The 17,567-nt window shown below is 40.8% G+C and carries 19 protein-coding genes and 1 riboswitch; of the genes, 5 read left to right on the top strand and 14 right to left on the bottom strand.

Annotated features, from left to right (window positions below):
* Positions 1–24 precede the first annotated feature (24 nt).
* Positions 25–134: riboswitch (TPP riboswitch) on the bottom strand.
* A 118-nt stretch (positions 135–252) separates the two neighbouring features.
* The 9 genes from AC4E8C_RS10490 to AC4E8C_RS10450 all read right to left on the bottom strand — a co-directional run bounded on the left by AC4E8C_RS10490 (position 253) and on the right by AC4E8C_RS10450 (position 9,574).
* Entirely contained in the window at positions 253–498 is a 246-nt protein-coding gene (locus tag AC4E8C_RS10490) for a glutaredoxin family protein (protein WP_490212049.1), read from the bottom strand.
* 237 nt (positions 499–735) lie between these two features.
* Complete coding sequence (locus tag AC4E8C_RS10485; protein ID WP_490212048.1) at positions 736–1,512, bottom strand: HipA family kinase; 777 nt, start codon at positions 1,510–1,512, stop codon at positions 736–738.
* The gene (locus AC4E8C_RS10480; protein ID WP_490212047.1) at positions 1,509–2,624 is read right to left on the bottom strand and encodes a glycosyltransferase family 4 protein; all 1,116 of its coding nucleotides are present in this window, start codon (positions 2,622–2,624) and stop codon (positions 1,509–1,511) included. The genes AC4E8C_RS10485 and AC4E8C_RS10480 overlap by 4 nt, the downstream gene beginning before the upstream one ends.
* A gap of 74 nt (positions 2,625–2,698) precedes the next feature.
* Complete coding sequence (locus tag AC4E8C_RS10475) at positions 2,699–3,745, bottom strand: hypothetical protein (RefSeq protein ID WP_490212046.1); 1,047 nt, start codon at positions 3,743–3,745, stop codon at positions 2,699–2,701.
* Between the two features lie 339 nt (positions 3,746–4,084).
* Entirely contained in the window at positions 4,085–5,080 is a 996-nt protein-coding gene (locus tag AC4E8C_RS10470) for an agmatinase family protein (protein WP_490212045.1), read from the bottom strand.
* Positions 5,058–6,350 carry an imidazolonepropionase gene (hutI, locus tag AC4E8C_RS10465; RefSeq protein WP_490212044.1) on the bottom strand — a complete coding sequence of 431 codons (1,293 nt, stop codon included), beginning with the start codon at positions 6,348–6,350 and terminating at the stop codon, positions 5,058–5,060. Before hutI ends, AC4E8C_RS10470 begins: the two co-directional genes overlap by 23 nt.
* 26 nt (positions 6,351–6,376) lie before the next feature.
* Positions 6,377–8,074, bottom strand: coding sequence for a urocanate hydratase (gene hutU / locus AC4E8C_RS10460; protein WP_490212043.1), 1,698 nt, complete (start codon positions 8,072–8,074; stop codon positions 6,377–6,379).
* A gap of 550 nt (positions 8,075–8,624) precedes the next feature.
* Positions 8,625–9,020: a hypothetical protein gene (locus AC4E8C_RS10455; RefSeq protein WP_490212042.1), complete on the bottom strand. Its 396-nt coding sequence runs from the start codon at positions 9,018–9,020 to the stop codon at positions 8,625–8,627.
* A gap of 146 nt (positions 9,021–9,166) precedes the next feature.
* The gene (locus tag AC4E8C_RS10450; RefSeq protein WP_490212041.1) at positions 9,167–9,574 is read right to left on the bottom strand and encodes a hypothetical protein; all 408 of its coding nucleotides are present in this window, start codon (positions 9,572–9,574) and stop codon (positions 9,167–9,169) included.
* A 119-nt stretch (positions 9,575–9,693) separates the two neighbouring features.
* Between AC4E8C_RS10450 and AC4E8C_RS10445 the strand changes: the two genes are divergently transcribed.
* Positions 9,694–9,924 (top strand): hypothetical protein, encoded by a 231-nt coding sequence (locus AC4E8C_RS10445; protein WP_490212040.1) that lies wholly within the window; start codon positions 9,694–9,696, stop codon positions 9,922–9,924.
* Here AC4E8C_RS10445 and AC4E8C_RS10440 read toward each other — a convergent pair whose 3' ends face one another.
* Positions 9,925–10,488, bottom strand: coding sequence for an Hsp20/alpha crystallin family protein (locus AC4E8C_RS10440; protein WP_490212039.1), 564 nt, complete (start codon positions 10,486–10,488; stop codon positions 9,925–9,927).
* Positions 10,489–10,563: 75 nt separating this feature from the next.
* Between AC4E8C_RS10440 and AC4E8C_RS10435 the strand changes: the two genes are divergently transcribed.
* Together AC4E8C_RS10435 and AC4E8C_RS10430 are read left to right on the top strand one after the other, a co-directional pair.
* Positions 10,564–10,821 carry a hypothetical protein gene (locus tag AC4E8C_RS10435; protein ID WP_490212038.1) on the top strand — a complete coding sequence of 86 codons (258 nt, stop codon included), beginning with the start codon at positions 10,564–10,566 and terminating at the stop codon, positions 10,819–10,821.
* A gap of 5 nt (positions 10,822–10,826) precedes the next feature.
* Positions 10,827–11,060: a hypothetical protein gene (locus tag AC4E8C_RS10430; protein WP_490212037.1), complete on the top strand. Its 234-nt coding sequence runs from the start codon at positions 10,827–10,829 to the stop codon at positions 11,058–11,060.
* Positions 11,061–11,230: 170 nt separating this feature from the next.
* Here AC4E8C_RS10430 and AC4E8C_RS10425 read toward each other — a convergent pair whose 3' ends face one another.
* Positions 11,231–11,812: a TerD family protein gene (locus tag AC4E8C_RS10425; protein WP_490212036.1), complete on the bottom strand. Its 582-nt coding sequence runs from the start codon at positions 11,810–11,812 to the stop codon at positions 11,231–11,233.
* 319 nt (positions 11,813–12,131) lie between these two features.
* On the opposite strand from AC4E8C_RS10425, the gene AC4E8C_RS10420 reads away from it, so the two are divergent.
* Complete coding sequence (locus AC4E8C_RS10420) at positions 12,132–12,506, top strand: nucleotide excision repair endonuclease (protein WP_490212035.1); 375 nt, start codon at positions 12,132–12,134, stop codon at positions 12,504–12,506.
* A gap of 63 nt (positions 12,507–12,569) precedes the next feature.
* Here AC4E8C_RS10420 and AC4E8C_RS10415 read toward each other — a convergent pair whose 3' ends face one another.
* Positions 12,570–13,598, bottom strand: a complete 1,029-nt coding sequence (locus AC4E8C_RS10415; RefSeq protein ID WP_490212034.1) for an ATP-grasp domain-containing protein — start codon at positions 13,596–13,598, stop codon at positions 12,570–12,572.
* A gap of 209 nt (positions 13,599–13,807) precedes the next feature.
* Positions 13,808–14,302, bottom strand: a complete 495-nt coding sequence (locus AC4E8C_RS10410) for a flavodoxin domain-containing protein (protein ID WP_490212033.1) — start codon at positions 14,300–14,302, stop codon at positions 13,808–13,810.
* Between the two features lie 244 nt (positions 14,303–14,546).
* Between AC4E8C_RS10410 and AC4E8C_RS10405 the strand changes: the two genes are divergently transcribed.
* Positions 14,547–16,601, top strand: coding sequence for a metallophosphoesterase family protein (locus AC4E8C_RS10405; protein ID WP_490212032.1), 2,055 nt, complete (start codon positions 14,547–14,549; stop codon positions 16,599–16,601).
* Between the two features lie 17 nt (positions 16,602–16,618).
* On the opposite strand, the gene AC4E8C_RS10400 is transcribed toward AC4E8C_RS10405, so the two are convergent.
* Positions 16,619–17,533, bottom strand: a complete 915-nt coding sequence (locus tag AC4E8C_RS10400; RefSeq protein ID WP_490212031.1) for an alpha/beta hydrolase — start codon at positions 17,531–17,533, stop codon at positions 16,619–16,621.
* Between the last annotated feature and the right edge of the window lie 34 nt (positions 17,534–17,567).

The raw sequence follows: 17,567 nt of genomic DNA, 5'->3' as shown, positions 1-17,567 counted from the left end.
TTAGTTAGAAAGAGTAATAAATAACATTTCACTCGACTACTTTCCTACGCTGGTATTACCCAGATCAGGTCCGAAGGGTTAAAAACTTTACCGTTTTCTCTCAGCCTGATCACAGGGCACCCCTAGTAGATACATCACATATTAAATTACGTTCATAATAACGCTAATGATTTCCGATGTAAAGATAATTGTTTGAAAAATGCAAAAGGGCTATTGTACAGATATTCGCTTTCCTGCCGCAAACAAACCCTACTAATCCTTACTTTTGGCTATTTCCATTAGCTCTTTCAGCTCATTTGTAAAGCCCTTCACCGCTCGATTTTCCACAACCGTTACGGGAACGCCAAGAAAACCGTATTTTTCAACTTCCTTTTGATATTCAGGGTTGGCCGCAATATTTCTAACCTCAAAGTCAATCCCTTCTTCTGTTAAAACCTTTTTAACCATGGTGCATTCAATGCAATCGTTTGTACTATATACAATAACGGGTTTGTTCATTACTGATTTTTCCCCCTTTGCTTAATGTCTTTTTAGATTATAACATTCATGGTCCCATCTATATGTATGATCTATTATAGCCCATTCTCTTTGCCAGCGGAATTCTTCTGTTTATGGCACAATAACGCGAGAATTGTCTGTTTATGCGCTTTCCCAAGGAATATTCACACATATTTCCCCCTTTATTTCATGAAGGTATCTATTAAAACAAAACTCCCTGTCCGATGGTCCAGGGAGTTAAACCTCTTTAGCATGTAGTGGCTGATAGACCTTTTTTAAAAACAGATCCATTAGCTCTGGAAGTATTTTTTTTCGTCTGTTCACGAGTGCACTGACAATTGCCTTTTTTTCTTCCTTTGAAACTAACCAGTCGTCTGGAATCAGCGTTACGATTTCTTCCATTAAAAGAATGGGCATCGTTTGAATGATGTCAAGATATTCATTAAAACAATTTTCATTTTTAATAAACTGTGCCATTAATTTATGGGTAGCACTTTTTAACACTTCTACAGGTAAATTTTCCAAATCTTCATGGAGCCAATTATAAGTTCCAAAAATTTCTGCCTGGTCAATCATCCATAATTGATAATCCCCATTGGCTATTTGTTTGAGGAGAATGTTTTTGCGGGTACGATCACCATTACACAACCAGTAATCTAGTAAAATAATTCCAGCTAGTGCATCGTCATTATTAATCGCTGGGATATCAGTAACCTGATGGGCATTGAGGCAATCGGAAACATACAATATGGCGAATTGATATTGAGTATGATGCACTCCGGCAAGTTCAGGTACTTGTGAACAAAATTCTTTTGGGATTTCTACTATTCTTGCAAATGGAACTGGTAGTCCCAAAAAACGGGCTAAACAATATCCAATCCATTCATTCGGCAGGGTCTTTTCAAATCCAGGCTGAAAAAACTTCACAACATAATCATGACCATCACTAAAAGTGATTAACTTGGCGTTGGATTTCCCTTCCAGCGACTTAACAAAAGCTACTGGAGCGATCATGAAAGTTCCACCTCACCCTCATTAACTTGACTTTCTTGAACGATTTTTTTTAATAAAGGGATATATTGGCCAGCTACTTCCTCAATGGAAAAATTTTCTTTAACTCGCGTTATCGCTGCTTCTGACATTTTTTGATGTCGAATTGGATCGTCCACGACACCATAAATTTGATTGACTGCATCATCGACATTTTGCCCGCGAAAAAGTAGACCTGTCTCGCCTTCCACAACCAACTCAGTGACTGGCATCATCCTCGAAGCTACCACGGGAACCCCACAAATCATTGATTCAATAAAGGTATTTCCAAACGATTCTGATTTAGTTGTGGCAAGTGTGCAGCCACCTGATTGCCGAATTTTCGCATACACATGTGGCATTTGTTGGTAAGGTATGACAGGAAACCACTTGATGATATCAGTTAACCCCTCCTCTTCCCAAACTGCTTTAAATTCTTCCCGCTGCACACTTTGAGCTCCCCCGATCACCCATATTTCCAAATCGTCCCGTTCACTTTTAATCTTTTTTGCTGCCTCCATTAGCATTGGCCAGTTCTTACGTTTGTCCAATCTGCCAATCCATCCAATAATCTTTTTACTGGTTGGGAGGATGGGGTCACTGTTGTAATCGACTTCCTCTTCAGGTAAAGCCTGAAAAAAGGTAGTATCAACGCCATTATAGATAACATGGATGGGAATATCATTTGTAAGAATAGACACTAACCTTTTTTGGTAGTTGGAGGGGACGATGATACATTTCGGCTCGATCCCTTTAAAGGATTTTAAGTGTGGCATAAGTTTAATCATTTCCGGAGTTCGTGCCTCTATAATGACGGGACCTTTGTATTTAGCTTTCCTAATCCATTTATATGCGGCTTTTGTATCCACTACAATGATTGCATCATAGGAATTTTTTCTAATAATTTTTATGATTTCCTTTTCATCCTTCGTCAAATAAACGGGAGCTATATCCTGCATGATATGGAGCCCGCCGTGGTCTGTCGTATACAAAAATTCGGTATCAATTCCATGCTGTTTAAAATAAATCGAGCGGTTTCGCCAACCGGCATTAACCCCTCCTACGGTGAGAAGCCGCCAGATTACTAAAACTTTCATTCAGCCTACTCCTTATTTTATTATTTGGGTCCTCCTCTATTTGTGTGTGAATAGTATTAGCTGCAGAATGTCTATTAAAATTTAAGTTTTCTTTTTAAACCTGGTGCATTACTGTAATTCCGGTTTCGATCTCGGTGTTCAGGTTCACCTTCAAATCGTTTCTTTTGATGATGACGGTCCCTATCATGTTTATGGTGCCGATCATGTTCCCCTTTATGTTTATCCCGATGAATGCTTTCACCAGCGAATCTTTGACCTGAGTGAGAATCTGGATTCCTATCTTGTTGCAGCTCACGAGAATCCCAGTACTCATCAATCTTTTCCATCACTTCGTCCGGATCCACGCCTCGGGCAAGCATCGTTTTCACCCATTCTTCCTTAAACACCTTATGAACTAAACCTTGTAGTGAAGCAACATATTTTTGCTCATCTGCAGTTGTTAACAATCTTTTGCATAAATCTCTCAATCCTTCTTTATCTTGTTCTTGCGGTAGAAGGGTTTGCGTAATTTGTTGGGAGAGTTCTTCCATTCTGATGTAGTGCAGCCACTCTTCATAAAGTTCAGGAGCCATTTCCTGCACATGTGATAAAAAGATTTCCTTATTTTCTTCGCCTAAAGACGTCAATAATTTTCGGGGATACGGGTACACGCGATCACGCCAAATAGTTCTCGCCACGTCAATGACTTTCAGATTTCCATCGGGCTGTATAAAAATTTGCCTTTTATGATGGTCAATTCGCTCAAAACCAATCGTTTTAAAAGTGATAAGCATTTCAATTAATTTGAAAGATAATTCCCGAGTTAATGGCTGTGATTGTAAGTATTCACGAAGGTCGACCCCTTTGATTAAATCCATCGCAATATAGAGGGAACCTTTTGCATGGATCCGTGGGAACAGATTCGTATGCTGTCCTAGCGATAAGGCATAATGTTCTCGTTCACAATCCTCTTTATTACCAAATACTTTTACACAAATATCGTCTGAAACTTGAAAAACCGCACCTTGTCTCCCTTTTCCTAACATGGATAATGGAGAACGATTTTCTACTTCCACGTCTGCATTAACAACATTCCAAACCTTTATATCTTTTATCCAGTTATCTAATTGGTGAATATCCATATTTTTCCTCCTCTTCTAGAATAATAACTAATTCAGCCGATTGAAGTGGTTTGCTTTCATACCCGACCAGTGAGTCCATCCCGTTTGCCACCCTTTGCAGCTTGTCTAGTCAAATTGTATTTTAAGAATTCATTTGAATCATTCCTAAGCTCCAAACTCTGCCTTGTATAGTAAATTCAAATGGAATGAAAAATGTAAAGGCACACGTCCATAAAAATTAATATTGGACACCTAATGACGTCATCATTACCGTTTACTCCTAATTATTTGAATACAAAAAAGAAAAGGAATGAGCTACGATAATAGTTTCGTTGCTCATTCCTTTGTGGTGCCTGACACCTATCTCAACATTACCCCTGTTAGAAAGGTTAAAAATATGTGTGTTCCAAGTTTGACGGTGGGCTGTACGTGTGTGTCTTTGAGGGGATCGAGACAGACGATGTCCATGGCTTTAACTTTTGGATGCTTAGCTGCGGTTAGAACGCCTTCCAGCAGTTCTGCCGTGGTCATTCCTCCTGGTGTAGACACCGGCACTCCTGGACCATATGCTATATCTATAACATCCATATCAACGGTTAAATAAATGATATCCACTTGTGCTGCCAATGAATGTAAACATTCCAGCACAGTGTCCTCTATTCCTTTTTTTCTAGCATTCTTTAAGGTTATATAATGGACACCCTTTTCATCAGCGTATTGCTTTAAGTCTTTCGTATTAAAAAAACCGTGTAATCCAATATTGTAGATGTTTGAGCCTTCGACCACACCGCTTTCAATTAAGTTTCGCATTGGTGTTCCATTTGTTGGGCCATGTTCCTTTAGGTCTCGTAAATCAAAATGAGTATCAAATTGCAAGATACCGATTCTGTCCTTCGGTTTTGACCAATGCAATCCCTTCACCATCATCGCCGTAATGGAATGATCTCCGCCAATAGCGGTCACAGTAGATGTTGGAAAATTCCGGTGAATGGTAGCTGCTGCCTCGACAATATTGTTATGACTGCGACTGATATCGGTCACATGCATGGGCACATCCCCTGCATCCACGGCGGCCAATTCCGACAAATCCACATCCTCTTCCACATTATAGGTAGTAAATCCTTTCCAAGCACGTCGGAAGGCATCAGGAAATTCAGATGCACCAGAGGCACTTATCGAAGAACGAGATAACGGAACCCCGACGACAACAAAATCGATATTCTTCTTACTATTCGTTTCAGTTACAGCTGTTAGTGGCTGAATCCATTCATGAACCTTCGTCACAGCCTCATTCATTTCCGGTCGATTCCATGTAAAACTTGGCGGGTTCAATTTAGGGTAAAGAAAGCTCTTCAACTAATTGACCTCCCTTAACGACAATCCGGCCATTTTTAATAACCGTATCAGTATGATTCACTCCATACAAATATTGTAGTTTCATATAATTATCTACATTAAAAATAGTCACGTCGGCTTTCTTACCTACTTCTAAACTACCAATCTCTCCACCCCGATTTATCGCATGTGCCGCGTTAATGGTTGCTGCTGCTATCACTTCCGCCGGTGTAAGCCCCATTTTCAAACAGCCTAAATTCATAATAAAGGGGAGGGATACAGTTGGCGATGATCCAGGATTACAATCCGTAGACAGTGCCACTGGCACGCCTAAATCCACCATCTTTCTGCCATTCGCTGACTCCGCCATTAAAAAATAGGCCGTGCCTGGCAGTAAAACGCCTACCACTCCTTTTTCAGCCATGGCCTGTATCCCCTTCTCTGACGCTTTTAATAAGTGGTCTGCTGAAATCGCGCCCACTTCAGCTGCGAGCTCCGCCCCTTGATACGGTTCAATCTCATCAGCGTGAATTTTTGCTAGTAAACCATACTGCTTTCCCGCCTCTAATATTTTCCTAGATTGCTCCGGAGTAAATACACCATGCTCACAAAACACATCATTAAATTCGGCCAGCCCTAGCTCTGCCACCTTTGGAATCATTTCATTTATGACTACTCTCACAAAATCATCCGGGGCATTTTTATATTCTTTTGGTACCGCATGAGCACCCATGAAAGTTGGCACAACATCAATCACATGCTTATCATTTAACTGCTTAACCACTTCTAACTGCTTCCGCTCGGTTTCCCATTCCATCCCGTAACCGCTTTTTGCTTCAACAGTCGTCACACCATGCTTTAAAAATTGATTCAAACGATCATAACTTTCCTGAAAAAGTTGTTCATGGGACGCATCTCTCGTTCGTCTTGTCGTTGCATGAATTCCCCCGCCCGCATTCATGATGTCCATATACGATGCACCCTCAAGACGCATGTTAAATTCATTCTCCCTGCTGCCGGCAAAAACCAAATGTGTATGAGGATCGACTAATCCTGGGGTAACTACCTTGCCGGTTGCATCCACCACTACCGCCTTATCAAGACGGCCAGTATATTTTTCTTGCAGTTCTTTGTCCGTACCCACTGCTTGAATTGTACCGTCCTCTATCCATACGCTGCCGTTTGCAATGATGTTTAGCTCAGACATGGCTTCTTTTACCAGCGGAGCATTGGAACTCCCCTGTAAGGTTACAAGTTGTGCTGCATTTCTAATAAATAGTGCATTACTCATCCAATTCAGAACCCCTTTTTTAAAAATTAGTCTTGCGGGAGCATGGGCATGTGGATGCCCTTTTCTTTTGCGGTTTTAATCGCCAGCTCATAGCCTGCATCGGCATGGCGAACGACTCCCATACCTGGGTCCGTCGTTAACACGCGCTCTAACCGTACTTCCGCATCCTTGGTTCCATCTGCTACAATGACCATGCCAGCATGCTGAGAATAGCCCATCCCTACACCGCCGCCATGATGAACCGAAACCCAGCTGGCACCGCCAACAGCATTGATTAAGGCATTTAAAATGGGCCAGTCAGACACAGCATCGCTGCCATCCTTCATTCCTTCCGTTTCCCGATTGGGTGATGCGACCGAACCTGCATCTAAATGGTCGCGGCCTATCACAATCGGTGCGGAAACTTCTCCTCTTGCGACCATATCATTAATGAGCTTGCCAAAGCGGGCACGGTCGCCGTAACCCAGCCAGCATATCCGAGATGGCAGGCCTTGAAAACTGATTTTTTGCTGTGCCATCTTTACCCATTTGCACAAGTGGTCATCCTCTTTAAACTCACGTAATAAGACGTCATCAATTTTTCGAATATCTTCAGGATCGCCGGACAATGCGGCCCAGCGGAATGGCCCTTTCCCTTCGCAAAAAAGCGGACGAATATAGGCTGGAACAAAGCCAGGAAAATCAAAAGCATTTTCTACTCCCTCATCCTTAGCAACCTGACGAATGTTGTTCCCATAATCAAACGTAACCGCTCCCTTCTCCTGCATGATTAACATGGCTTTTACATGTGCAGCCACGCTTTGCTTGGATAGTTGTACATACCGTCTGGGATCTGCTTTCCGTAATTCTGCTGCTTGTTCTAATGATTTACCAACTGGCACATATCCATTTAACGGATCGTGTGCCGATGTTTGATCCGTTAATACATCTGGGTTAAAGCCTTTTTCAATCATTAATGGTAAAATTTCCGCTGCATTTCCTATTAAGCCAATCGATATTGCCTTCCCCGCCCTCTTTGCTTCCTGTGCCCATTGTAATGCCTCATCAAGGTCCTTGGTTTTCACATCCAGGTATGCTGTTTCAATCCGGCGGTCGACTCTTGACTCATCGACGTCAATGGCTAAACAAACACCCTCGTTCATGGTTACAGCAAGTGGCTGGGCACCACCCATTCCACCCAGACCTGCTGTAAGGGTAATGGTATGTTTTAATGTTCCCCCATAGGCCTGACGTGCTAATTCAGCAAACGTTTCGTACGTTCCCTGCACAATACCTTGACTGCCAATATAAATCCAGCTTCCCGCTGTCATTTGTCCATACATCATTAAGCCTTTACGATCAAGCTCATTGAAATGATCCCAATTTGCCCAAGCTGGAACAAGGTTGGAATTTGCTAGTAAAACGCGGGGAGCATCCCTATGTGATTTCCAAACGGCAACAGGTTTTCCTGATTGAATCAACAAAGTTTCGTCATTTTCTAATTCTAACAGCGTTTTTACGATTGCATCATACGATTCCCAGTTCCGGGCCGCCTTGCCGATCCCGCCATAAACCACTAAATCCTCAGGGCGCTCGGCAACCTCAGGATCAAGATTGTTCATCAGCATTCGTAAGGCTGCCTCTTGAATCCAGCCCTTTGCATGTAAGTCCGTTCCCTTATAATTTTTAATCACTCTCGAGTTCTTTATATTTGTGTCCACACTAATCACTCCCTTTATTTTCATTCTTACTCTTATTATAAAAATGAAATTATCAGAAAAAAAGAAGTAAAAATTTTAAAAAAGGAAAATTCTGTGAAACTAGAGCTAAATACAAAGAATTCATGAATTTTTAGTGTGGAACTCACCAAATAAATACACTCCAAACGTGGATATACCCCAATTAAGCGAAAAAAGGATAACCTCCCACTTACATGTTGGGAGTTATCCTTTTTGTAATATAAGATTTTAGTTTTAATTTTGAGAAATGTCCAGCTCCAGCGCCCTAGCGGCTAGTGTCCTTCGCTCTCCTCCCTACGATAAGTCAACAGCGAATCGCCTCCGGCTCTTCGTGTTTCCTTTATCGCGTTTAACGGGCAGTAGATTCTCAACTGCCCGTAAGAACCCGATCGGTTCAACTAACAATCAGCGAGAAGTACGTTCGCTGATTGAAGTTTCACCTTATCTCAGTTGGAGCGCTCCACAGGGAAGGCTTCGTCAGCATAGGCATCGCACGAAGAAAAAGCGTTAGCTTTTTCGAGGAGGCCATACGCCGCTGACCAGGGCGCTTCCGCTTTTATCTCTTAAATTGTGGTCTGGTGAATAATATACCCAACCCTAATCCGAAAATGATGGCGAGCAGATAGGTTGTCCCAGTGGACAGTGCAAAAAATTTCAGTGTCATTCCATACCTTGCATTGGTTACACTTAGGAGAATTTGCTGAGCGAGTGGTTTGTATAGAAGGAAATATGGAATCACTATCAATGGAACAGCCATCCAGTTCCGTCCAATTAAAACCTTAGTCATCAAAAAGTAAAAAATGGCTAATACAATCGCTAATCCATAAACAAACCAATTTATGTACTGAAGTGCGCGTCCCGGCTGGTCAAAAAAGGCTAACACATTTAAATAAATCACCCAAAATATTGCCAATAAAACGGCAAAAATCTGGGTCTTAACTAAAAACTTCATCTATATTCTCCCTCAATTTCCTAGAAATCATATTGTAACCATACCAACAAATCCCTTTATATTCAACTAGGAAGGAAGAAAGTAAGTGACCCTTACTGGTTAATTACTTGGACCCCTCACTTTTGATTATTTTGAAAAAGAGCTATTTACTCACTTTTTGGCTTAATATTGATTTTTGGGCCATCTGCTTGAGGGGATTTTTCACTTTTACGATTCTGTTTTGCTTTTTCTTCAGTTACTTCAGTCCCCTTGCGATCACCCGCTCCCAAAAAATCACTTCCGTATGTGGCTCCTATATTCAACTTTCCTTTTAATTCTTTAATACCGAGTTGTCCGAAGTTATTATTTAATTCAAATTTATCGAATATGATTTTATCAACATGTACCTTTTCAATTACTATAGGCGGTTGAATATTTTCTTCTTGTTGCTTCTCCCATTTCTTTTCTAACAGGTGCAACCTTTCAATTTCTAACTCTAAAAGCTGCAGCTTTTGTTCTATTTTATTATATTTGTCATCTTTATTAGAGGAAAAGAATAGTTTTTTTAATAGCATACAAGTCCCCACTTTTGACGCCCGTTAGTGGACAGTCTTCTTTCACACAGTATATGCCCTACTTGCCAGAACATGTCCATGTTTTGCCCCAGCATTTCAACCATAAGGAGGAGTCATTCATGTTCTTTTTACCATCAAAAGTAAACTTACATGATATTAAAATTAATACCTTCGGAAACAACAGCAACTTCTCAACAGGTTCAAATGTCCTTCTGAATCGGAATGTTAGTACAAGTAGGAACGAAGGTTTCGGAGAACATAATGCTGATGGGGGTGAATTCCAAATCCCCATCTGTTATGTCGATGACAGCGATGTACTGGATAGTGTCACCTTCAAACGGACAAAGTAGCTACTCTATCGGGATTACTTCACCCGCTGCCTGCTCAGGGATCGGGTAGCTGACTTCGAGGATACCGTTATGGAATTTCGCATTGATATTACTCCCATCGGTCGGTACTGGCAGGAGAATATGACGGTCAAACACCCCATGCTTTCGCTCATAAAGGATCACGTCTGCATCACCGTCATTCAAGCGAAGTTTCGAAACCCCCTTAACAATTAAATAATTTTGATTGACCATTAATTGTACATCCTCTTTATTTACACCTGGAAGATCTATCAGGATTATTATCATGCCGTCTTTCTTTACCATATCCACGAGCGGAAACCTCTGGCCTCCCGATGAATCATTTGAAGGATTGGGAGGTTGGGGTGAACCTATCGTTTTACTTGACGAATCAACAGGCGGATTTGGCCGACTAGCCATTGTATCATTTTGATTATTCAGCTTTTGCTGCTGTCCATTTGCCATATAGGAACCCATCATATTCTGCTCAAAAATATCCTTCCAAAAATCAGTACCGTATATATTTGAAGCCAGCTCCATTAAATGCTTAAGCTTTTCTTCATTCATTTGTTCCACCTCGTTTCCATCATATTCTAGTCCGGTGAGTCATATATTTAAAAACAAAACCAAGGGGGACTATTCATGCCTGCACCAATACCTTATGTTAATATTAATATTTTCTTATTGAAGATAAATTCCTTTGAAAATGCTTCGGCTGTAAATATTGGACAAAATTTGTTAGCAGATTGGCACAACTCGGATAAGAAAAATCAAGGGTACGGGCAAAACTTCGGGGACAATAGTGACTTTGTTGCAACTCGAAGTGCAGTGGATGATCGGGATGTAATGGATTCCTTAACAGCCTTTGAATCGACAACTCCAACAGTAGAAAGGAAGTGAATCTTTTGAATTTCGCACCGATGGTTGTTAACTTTCTAGGACTAAAAATTAATGTACTCGAACATGAGTCTTCTGTAACGATTGGTCCATTCTTTCAAGTGGACACATTAGTCACGGAAAAGCGGAACTATGGATTTGGTGAAGAAAATGGCGATTTGACGTTAATCAACATTCCAATCTCCGCTGTGAATGATACGGATGCAGTGGATGCAGTATCAACCAAAAGCAGTGTCATATAAGCATTGAGAACTCCCCAAGGGAAAATTATAGGTAAACAAAAAGGACAAGAAGGAATCAGATGACACCTTCTTGTCCTTTTTCATTATATAAAAGTTTATAACTTTTGACTTTGAGAATTGTCCAGCTCCAGCGCCCTAGCGGCTGACCAGGGCGCATTCGCTTTTCTTATTCATCCAACGTTTAAGCCAAAGTCTGTTGCAATACGGGCAAGTCCGCCTTGATAGCCGGAACCGACTGCTGAGAACTTCCATTCGCCGTTGTGACGGTATAATTCACCAACAATGATCGCTGTTTCAATCGAGAAATCCTCTCCTAAATCATAGCGAATGATTTCTTGATTTGTTTCTTCATTAACCACCCGGCAGAAAGCGTTGGAAACTTGTCCGAAGTTTTGACCGCGGGCTTCTGCATCATGAATCGTGATGACAAATGAAATTCTCTCTACTCCAGCTGGAACAGCAGCTAAGTCGACTTTTACTTGCTCATCGTCTCCGTCTCCTTCACCAGTACGATTATCACCTGTATGTACTACAGAACCATTCCCACCTTCAAGCTGGTTGTAGAAAACAAAATCTGCTTCAGAACCACACTTACCATTAGCGTTTAATAGGAATATACTTGCATCTAAATCGAAATCTTTCCCGCCATCATAGCGATTTGTATCCCAGCCAAGCCCTACCACAACCTTGGTTAAACCTGGATTTGTTTTTGTTAAGTCGACCTTTTGACCTTTGGATAATGAAATTGCCATACTAACACCCTTTCAACATTTTTTATGTCACTTTCTAATGTAACTAGAAAGTTAATACCTTTAAAAACTTTCAAGGAAGACATCAAAGGTATTAAATAATACCAATACTTACCTTTAGTTTACCCAAATTAGTCCTGTTTTTCTACCATTATTTCCACAATCGCCGTTCGATCATTCATGAACCAATTCTAATGATGGTTTTGAAATGAGAAAAATGGTTAAATTAAGAAAGTAAAACCTAAATTGGCAGGTTATGCTATAATGAGCTGTTGGCTAACTTGAATAGCCGGTTATTTTTAAGCAGGGAGCGAGTCTTTATATGATAAAAATTGAAATTCCTAATCCAGATATTGTGATTACAAAAAGTAGACAAGTAGGCGAGAAAGTCGAGGCACCACTTAGCAGTGAATATGGCTTCACCGATTACAATAAAATTCCACGCGATAAAGGCGGGATGATTTTATTCTTTAACGCCAATGATGAATTGCTTTTTGTTGGTAAAGCAAGGAAATTAAGACCACGTGTGAAACGACATTTCGAAGATACCGTGTCACCGATCAAAAATCACCGTGATGAAGTTTACAAGATAGCGGTGATCGTTGTGGAAGAACCAATGGAAAGAGAAATCTATGAAACCTATATCATCAACACGCTTCATGCGAAATACAATACTGACAAAGTGTTTTATAAATAACTAAAAATGACTTAAAAGAGCAGGTTTCAGTTAAAAACCTGCTCTTTTTCTTTAGAAAAAAACCTAACTTATATCCCCATATTTCAAAATCATTTCTTTTTCAATATGGCTGGCCCGTATTCCAAACTGAGGTCTTACCATCTCAATCTTTTCCCCTAATAAAATCTTAATCGCCAAATAGGGCAGATTAATCCCGGAAAGACAGCTGATATGCATACCCCCGCTCATACGTGGATTTATTTCAAGTAATTTGGGGACCCCTTTGCTATACTTCACTTGGATATTAAATACATAAGGTAATTTAAAGACCCGATGGAACTCGTGCGCTAGGTTGATCAGCTCCGTACTTTCCACCAGCTCTCTTACACGCCCATCCCCTTTCATTCGCGGAATCGCAGCGTATAAATGATCATGTGAGGCAACGCAGTCAATACTATATTCCCGTCCCTCTAAAAACTCGAGGACCATTAAATCAGGAAATGTTTCCTGCTGACTTAAAATATCACAAGCATACTTATACGGAATTCGATATCCAATCCCCTGTTGGAATAATTGGTCAATCGACTCAATCTTGTCTTTGATTACTCGAAAACCATTTGCCCCTTCCCCAATGACGGGTTTAAAGCAAACCTCGTGACCTTTTTCTTTTAGACTTTTATAGGCTCTTTTAAAACCTGCGATATTGCTTACAATCGAATAGTCTGGGATTGAGAAAATCGGAGTCCTGCTAGATAGGATTTGATAGGCAGCTGCTTTATTGTCCAAGGTCTCCATAAGAGCAGCATCCGGGCAGACTAACACTTTAACACCTGCTTCTTCGAAATCCGCCAAATGTCTAGAAATTAAAACATTTTCTTTTCTCGGAATGAAAATATTTATTCCATGTTTTTTGCAAAACTCTAGACAAAATGATAGATAAGCAGTACCCGATATGTCAGGCTCCACGAAGGCGTAATCACAATTTTGTAAATAAAGTGCATCTTTATTGGGATGTGTTCCATAAATAATAAATTTCCGCTGATCTTCATTGTCCCGAATCATATCTATATAATGCGAAACAGTTGTAAACCATCGATTAAACCAAATCTTCATGTAAATCCTCTTTCATTGTTGAAGTTAAGACTATTCCATTATGGACTAATTCGACAAATTTTATAATTAATAACCAATATTGTCGAATAAAGCGTGCATTTTCTTCTGACAGGTAAATAAATACGCTCCTGATAAGCCAGGAGCGTTACATATTTACAAATGACGGTAGTTAATATGGTGATTTTGCGTAATTTCTCCATTTTACCTTTTTAAACTAACATTATTAGATTATTAAATTTTGTAACAAATTCCATGATGGCTTCGTGATCCAATTTGGTTTGATCCGAAATAATCCCGTCTACTTTCTTTACTACTTGTCTTTCAAAGAAGTTCATCTTCGACACTAAAAATTCCCCGCCAAATAGGCCGAGAGCAACAGAATTCTTTCGCAAATCCTGTGGAAAGGCATTGTTAAATTGCTCAATCGCAATCTCGCCCTCTCGCATACAAACAAGAAATAATCCTAATTCCTTTTCCAATAATTCATCATGATGATGTTTCATAAAGTTTTTAATCCTTCTTTGAATGTGTCCAGCGTGAATGGAACCTCCTATAATGACAGCATCAAAATCTTTGAGGTCAAAAATAGTCTTTTCCCTTTGCAAATCTACAGATAGAACCTCTCCAGCCAAGTGCTCGGAAATTAATCCTACTACCTTTTCTGTAGTACCATGGGATGAACAATAAACAATTAAACTTTTCATTCTATTGACCCCTCCTTCATTTACCTAAAACACGAGAGATGTATCAACATATGGACATGCTGGGATATTAATCCTCCCTTCCATTATATCGCCTTTAGCCACAAACGGTTGTAATAATATTGGCAATATTATTACAACCGCCATTGGTGCCTGACACCATTTGCACCATCCATGTAGTAAATACGGTGTCAGGCACCCAGGTTTTAGAATAGACTGATCAGTAATTAGTTAGTGGGGTGGGAATATGGGTAGATTAACGTTTCCTTTAGTCTTAGCGGGGCCGATGGTTCGGAGGGTTGAACCTTCGCGGGCTTATCTTTGGATGGCTACAAGCAGGCAATGCGTGATTGATGCAGAGTTTTATAAGATTTCCGAACATAACATTAACCATGAAATAGCGTTTGATTACGAAGAGATGGAAACGCATTGTGAACCGAAAACGATTAGAGTGGGAAAACGGCTATTCGTCCATTTAGTTAAGGTTACCCCCGTAAATGGACAATTTCCCACTGATACCTTAATCGGGTATAACTTGCACTTTCGAAAAAACTTTATGCATGAAGATTTTAACAGTCTAGGCTACCTCACTCCTCAAAATCCTCTATCAATTGTCTACGGTAAACTTCACTATCCAACCTTTCAGATCAAAAGTGAGAAAAGTACTAGCCAGCTCTTTTATGGTTCCTGTCGAAAACTACATGGCGAAGGCGAGGATACGCTTGCTCGCGCTGACACATTACTAGAAAACAATTATCACAGGCTCGATGATCGTCCAGATTCCTTATTCCTATTTGGCGACCAAATATATGCAGATGATGTTGCCTCCTCTATGATCAGCACGATCTCCATGCTTAGTCAAAGATTAATCGGTCAAAAAGAGCCGCTCTATCAAATTGATAGACGCCTTGAACAAGATTCCTACTCCTCATCCCTTTATCAGATCAATGGCAGACAGCACATTATCGAACAGTTGGCGCAGTTTACCACCTCCCATCCAGAGAATCACTTAATGGAGCTGGGCGAATTTGCATCCATGTATTTGTTATCGTGGAGTCCAGAGCTTTGGTTGACAGCACCATCTCAACTAGCAAAAGATGTCCCTATCGATCAAGAAAATCCTCATCCATCGCCTTTTCCAGATGAGACAATGAGCATAAAGCGGCAAAATAGTCATCACGATAGTGAAGAACATAAAGCGATTACCACTTTTCGTACTTCAGTTTCCCATGTCAGGAGGCTGCTTGCCAATATTCCAACCTATATGATCTTTGATGACCACGATATTACCGATGATTGGAATATCTCAGCCACTTGGCGCAAAAATGTCGAAAACGCTCCATTAGGCAGGCATATCGTCGCAAATGGCCTTGCCTCTTATTGGCTGTTTCAAGGCTGGGGCAACGATCCAGATGCCTTTGATCACACTTTTATTAAAAATATGAATTCGTACTTTAAACTATTAAAGTATGGAATCTTCCATTCTAAGACGCACGAAAAGTGGGAAAAAGCCTTGTGGGAGTTTACATCTTGGCCTTTTATTGCCCCTACACAGCCACAGGCTGTTTTTCTAGACACTCGGACGCAACGAGAATTTGACATAAAGTCAAAACAAATCAATTTACGGCAGCTATTGAATAACAGAGAGGAAGTACCGCAGCTAATCAATACAACAGGTTGGAACGTTGTCACGAACAAACTTAAAGCTAGCGGTTGGAAAAGCGGCAGCCCCTTAATGGTGATCTCGGCTACTCCCGTTTATGGAATGGGATTGATCGAATCCTTTTTACAAGATTTTGTCTATCCCCTAAGACAATTAAGCGTTAAAGTGAACACTTCTTTTGACTTCGAGGCATGGAAGTATAACGGCAAGGGCTTTACTGAATTACTTAATCAAGTAGCTGCCTGGAATCCGTTACCCTGCATCATCTTATCAGGAGACGTCCACTTTGCATCAGCGGTGAAATCCACCGTCACATTGGCCAATAGCAAACAGCTATCCATTCAGCAATATACTAGCAGCCCACTAAAAAATATGAGTTTTTCCGGTGTTTGGGGCTTATTAATGAAGAAGGTCATCGATAACAACTCTTTAAGCAGAAAAGGCCAAGATATACTTCGGGTCTGTGATCCCTCTTATACGATTACCCATGTTGAAAGTTTGAAAGATAGCAAACCCTATATATGGAGTGACCAACTCCGCTACCAATACGTTGCGGATGATTCCATCGTTGAAACGAATAATAATCTCGGGCTTCTCACGATTAAAGCGAATCATATTACCAATCAACTATTAAAGTGAAGGTTAAGTGTCGGCCATCACTTTTTAAAGTTCATCCTTACAAATTTGCCAATCTCATTTATAGCTCTTCTTGCTTCAGGCAGCAAATCGCCGCTAATTTGCCAAACGTGCCACATCCCATTCCAAACTTTTAACGAGACGTCCACGCCTGCACTGCGTGCTCTTGCCGCAAGTAATTCTGCATCACTTTGTAAAATCTCATGATTCCCTACTTGGATCATTAAGGGCGGCAACCCTGTCAAATCAGCGTAAACTGGCGAAATGAGCGGGTGGTTAAGTGTCTCTATGCCTGCATACATGCGAGCAGCATCTCTTACAGCTTTCGGATTCAAATAAGGATCTAAATCAGTATTTTTCCGGTAGCTATCCCCGCTGCTGGTTAAATCGACCCAAGGTGATAAACACACAAGTGCAGCTGGCAAAGGCTCATTTTGATCCCTTAATACAAGGGCTGTGGCAAGACTTAGGCCTCCTCCTGCCGAATCACCTGCGAAAATAATATTGTCTGGTTGATACCCTTGACTCAACAGCCAGCGATATACCGACACAGCATCATCGATGGCAGCTGGAAAGGGATGTTCTGGTGCCAGGCGATATTCAGGAAAAAGTACTTTGACACCCGCTGCTTTTGCAATTCTTGCTGCCAAGGGACGATGGGTATTGGCTGAACAAAGTGCATATCCTCCCCCATGTAAATAAAGAATCACCTTATCGTCCAAGCCACGGGCGAAAGAAAGCCATTCCGTATAAATTCCTCCAATTTCAAAAGGTACTACTTGACAATCTTTGGAAAGCTTAACGACCCTCCTGGCAGCGGTATCCAGCATTTGCCGACGCTCATCAATTCCTTTTCTCGAAACCCCTTTCTTAATGGCTCTCTTTACAGATAATTTAATTGCTTTTTCAAAAAAATAACTTTGGAAACTTGGCACAATTCCCAACTCCTTTTCATACCAACAGATCTAT

The sequence above is a fragment of the Neobacillus sp. SRL179 genome (assembly GCF_984799095.1).
Note: the sequence above shows the minus strand (reverse complement) of the source record. Positions and strands in the feature narration are given on the sequence as shown.

Coding starts and splice junctions, on each gene's coding strand:
- AC4E8C_RS10445 (WP_490212040.1), top strand. CDS start 9,694: ATGTTCTTTTTACCATCAAAAGTAAACTTACATGATATTAAAATTAAT.
- AC4E8C_RS10455 (WP_490212042.1), bottom strand. CDS start 9,020: ATGAAGTTTTTAGTTAAGACCCAGATTTTTGCCGTTTTATTGGCAATA.
- AC4E8C_RS10450 (WP_490212041.1), bottom strand. CDS start 9,574: ATGCTATTAAAAAAACTATTCTTTTCCTCTAATAAAGATGACAAATAT.
- AC4E8C_RS10425 (WP_490212036.1), bottom strand. CDS start 11,812: ATGGCAATTTCATTATCCAAAGGTCAAAAGGTCGACTTAACAAAAACA.
- AC4E8C_RS10480 (WP_490212047.1), bottom strand. CDS start 2,624: ATGAAAGTTTTAGTAATCTGGCGGCTTCTCACCGTAGGAGGGGTTAAT.
- AC4E8C_RS10415 (WP_490212034.1), bottom strand. CDS start 13,598: ATGAAGATTTGGTTTAATCGATGGTTTACAACTGTTTCGCATTATATA.
- AC4E8C_RS10440 (WP_490212039.1), bottom strand. CDS start 10,488: ATGAATGAAGAAAAGCTTAAGCATTTAATGGAGCTGGCTTCAAATATA.
- AC4E8C_RS10405 (WP_490212032.1), top strand. CDS start 14,547: ATGGGTAGATTAACGTTTCCTTTAGTCTTAGCGGGGCCGATGGTTCGG.
- AC4E8C_RS10475 (WP_490212046.1), bottom strand. CDS start 3,745: ATGGATATTCACCAATTAGATAACTGGATAAAAGATATAAAGGTTTGG.
- hutI (WP_490212044.1), bottom strand. CDS start 6,350: ATGAGTAATGCACTATTTATTAGAAATGCAGCACAACTTGTAACCTTA.
- AC4E8C_RS10410 (WP_490212033.1), bottom strand. CDS start 14,302: ATGAAAAGTTTAATTGTTTATTGTTCATCCCATGGTACTACAGAAAAG.
- AC4E8C_RS10420 (WP_490212035.1), top strand. CDS start 12,132: ATGATAAAAATTGAAATTCCTAATCCAGATATTGTGATTACAAAAAGT.
- AC4E8C_RS10435 (WP_490212038.1), top strand. CDS start 10,564: ATGCCTGCACCAATACCTTATGTTAATATTAATATTTTCTTATTGAAG.
- AC4E8C_RS10485 (WP_490212048.1), bottom strand. CDS start 1,512: ATGATCGCTCCAGTAGCTTTTGTTAAGTCGCTGGAAGGGAAATCCAAC.
- AC4E8C_RS10490 (WP_490212049.1), bottom strand. CDS start 498: ATGAACAAACCCGTTATTGTATATAGTACAAACGATTGCATTGAATGC.
- hutU (WP_490212043.1), bottom strand. CDS start 8,074: ATGAAAATAAAGGGAGTGATTAGTGTGGACACAAATATAAAGAACTCG.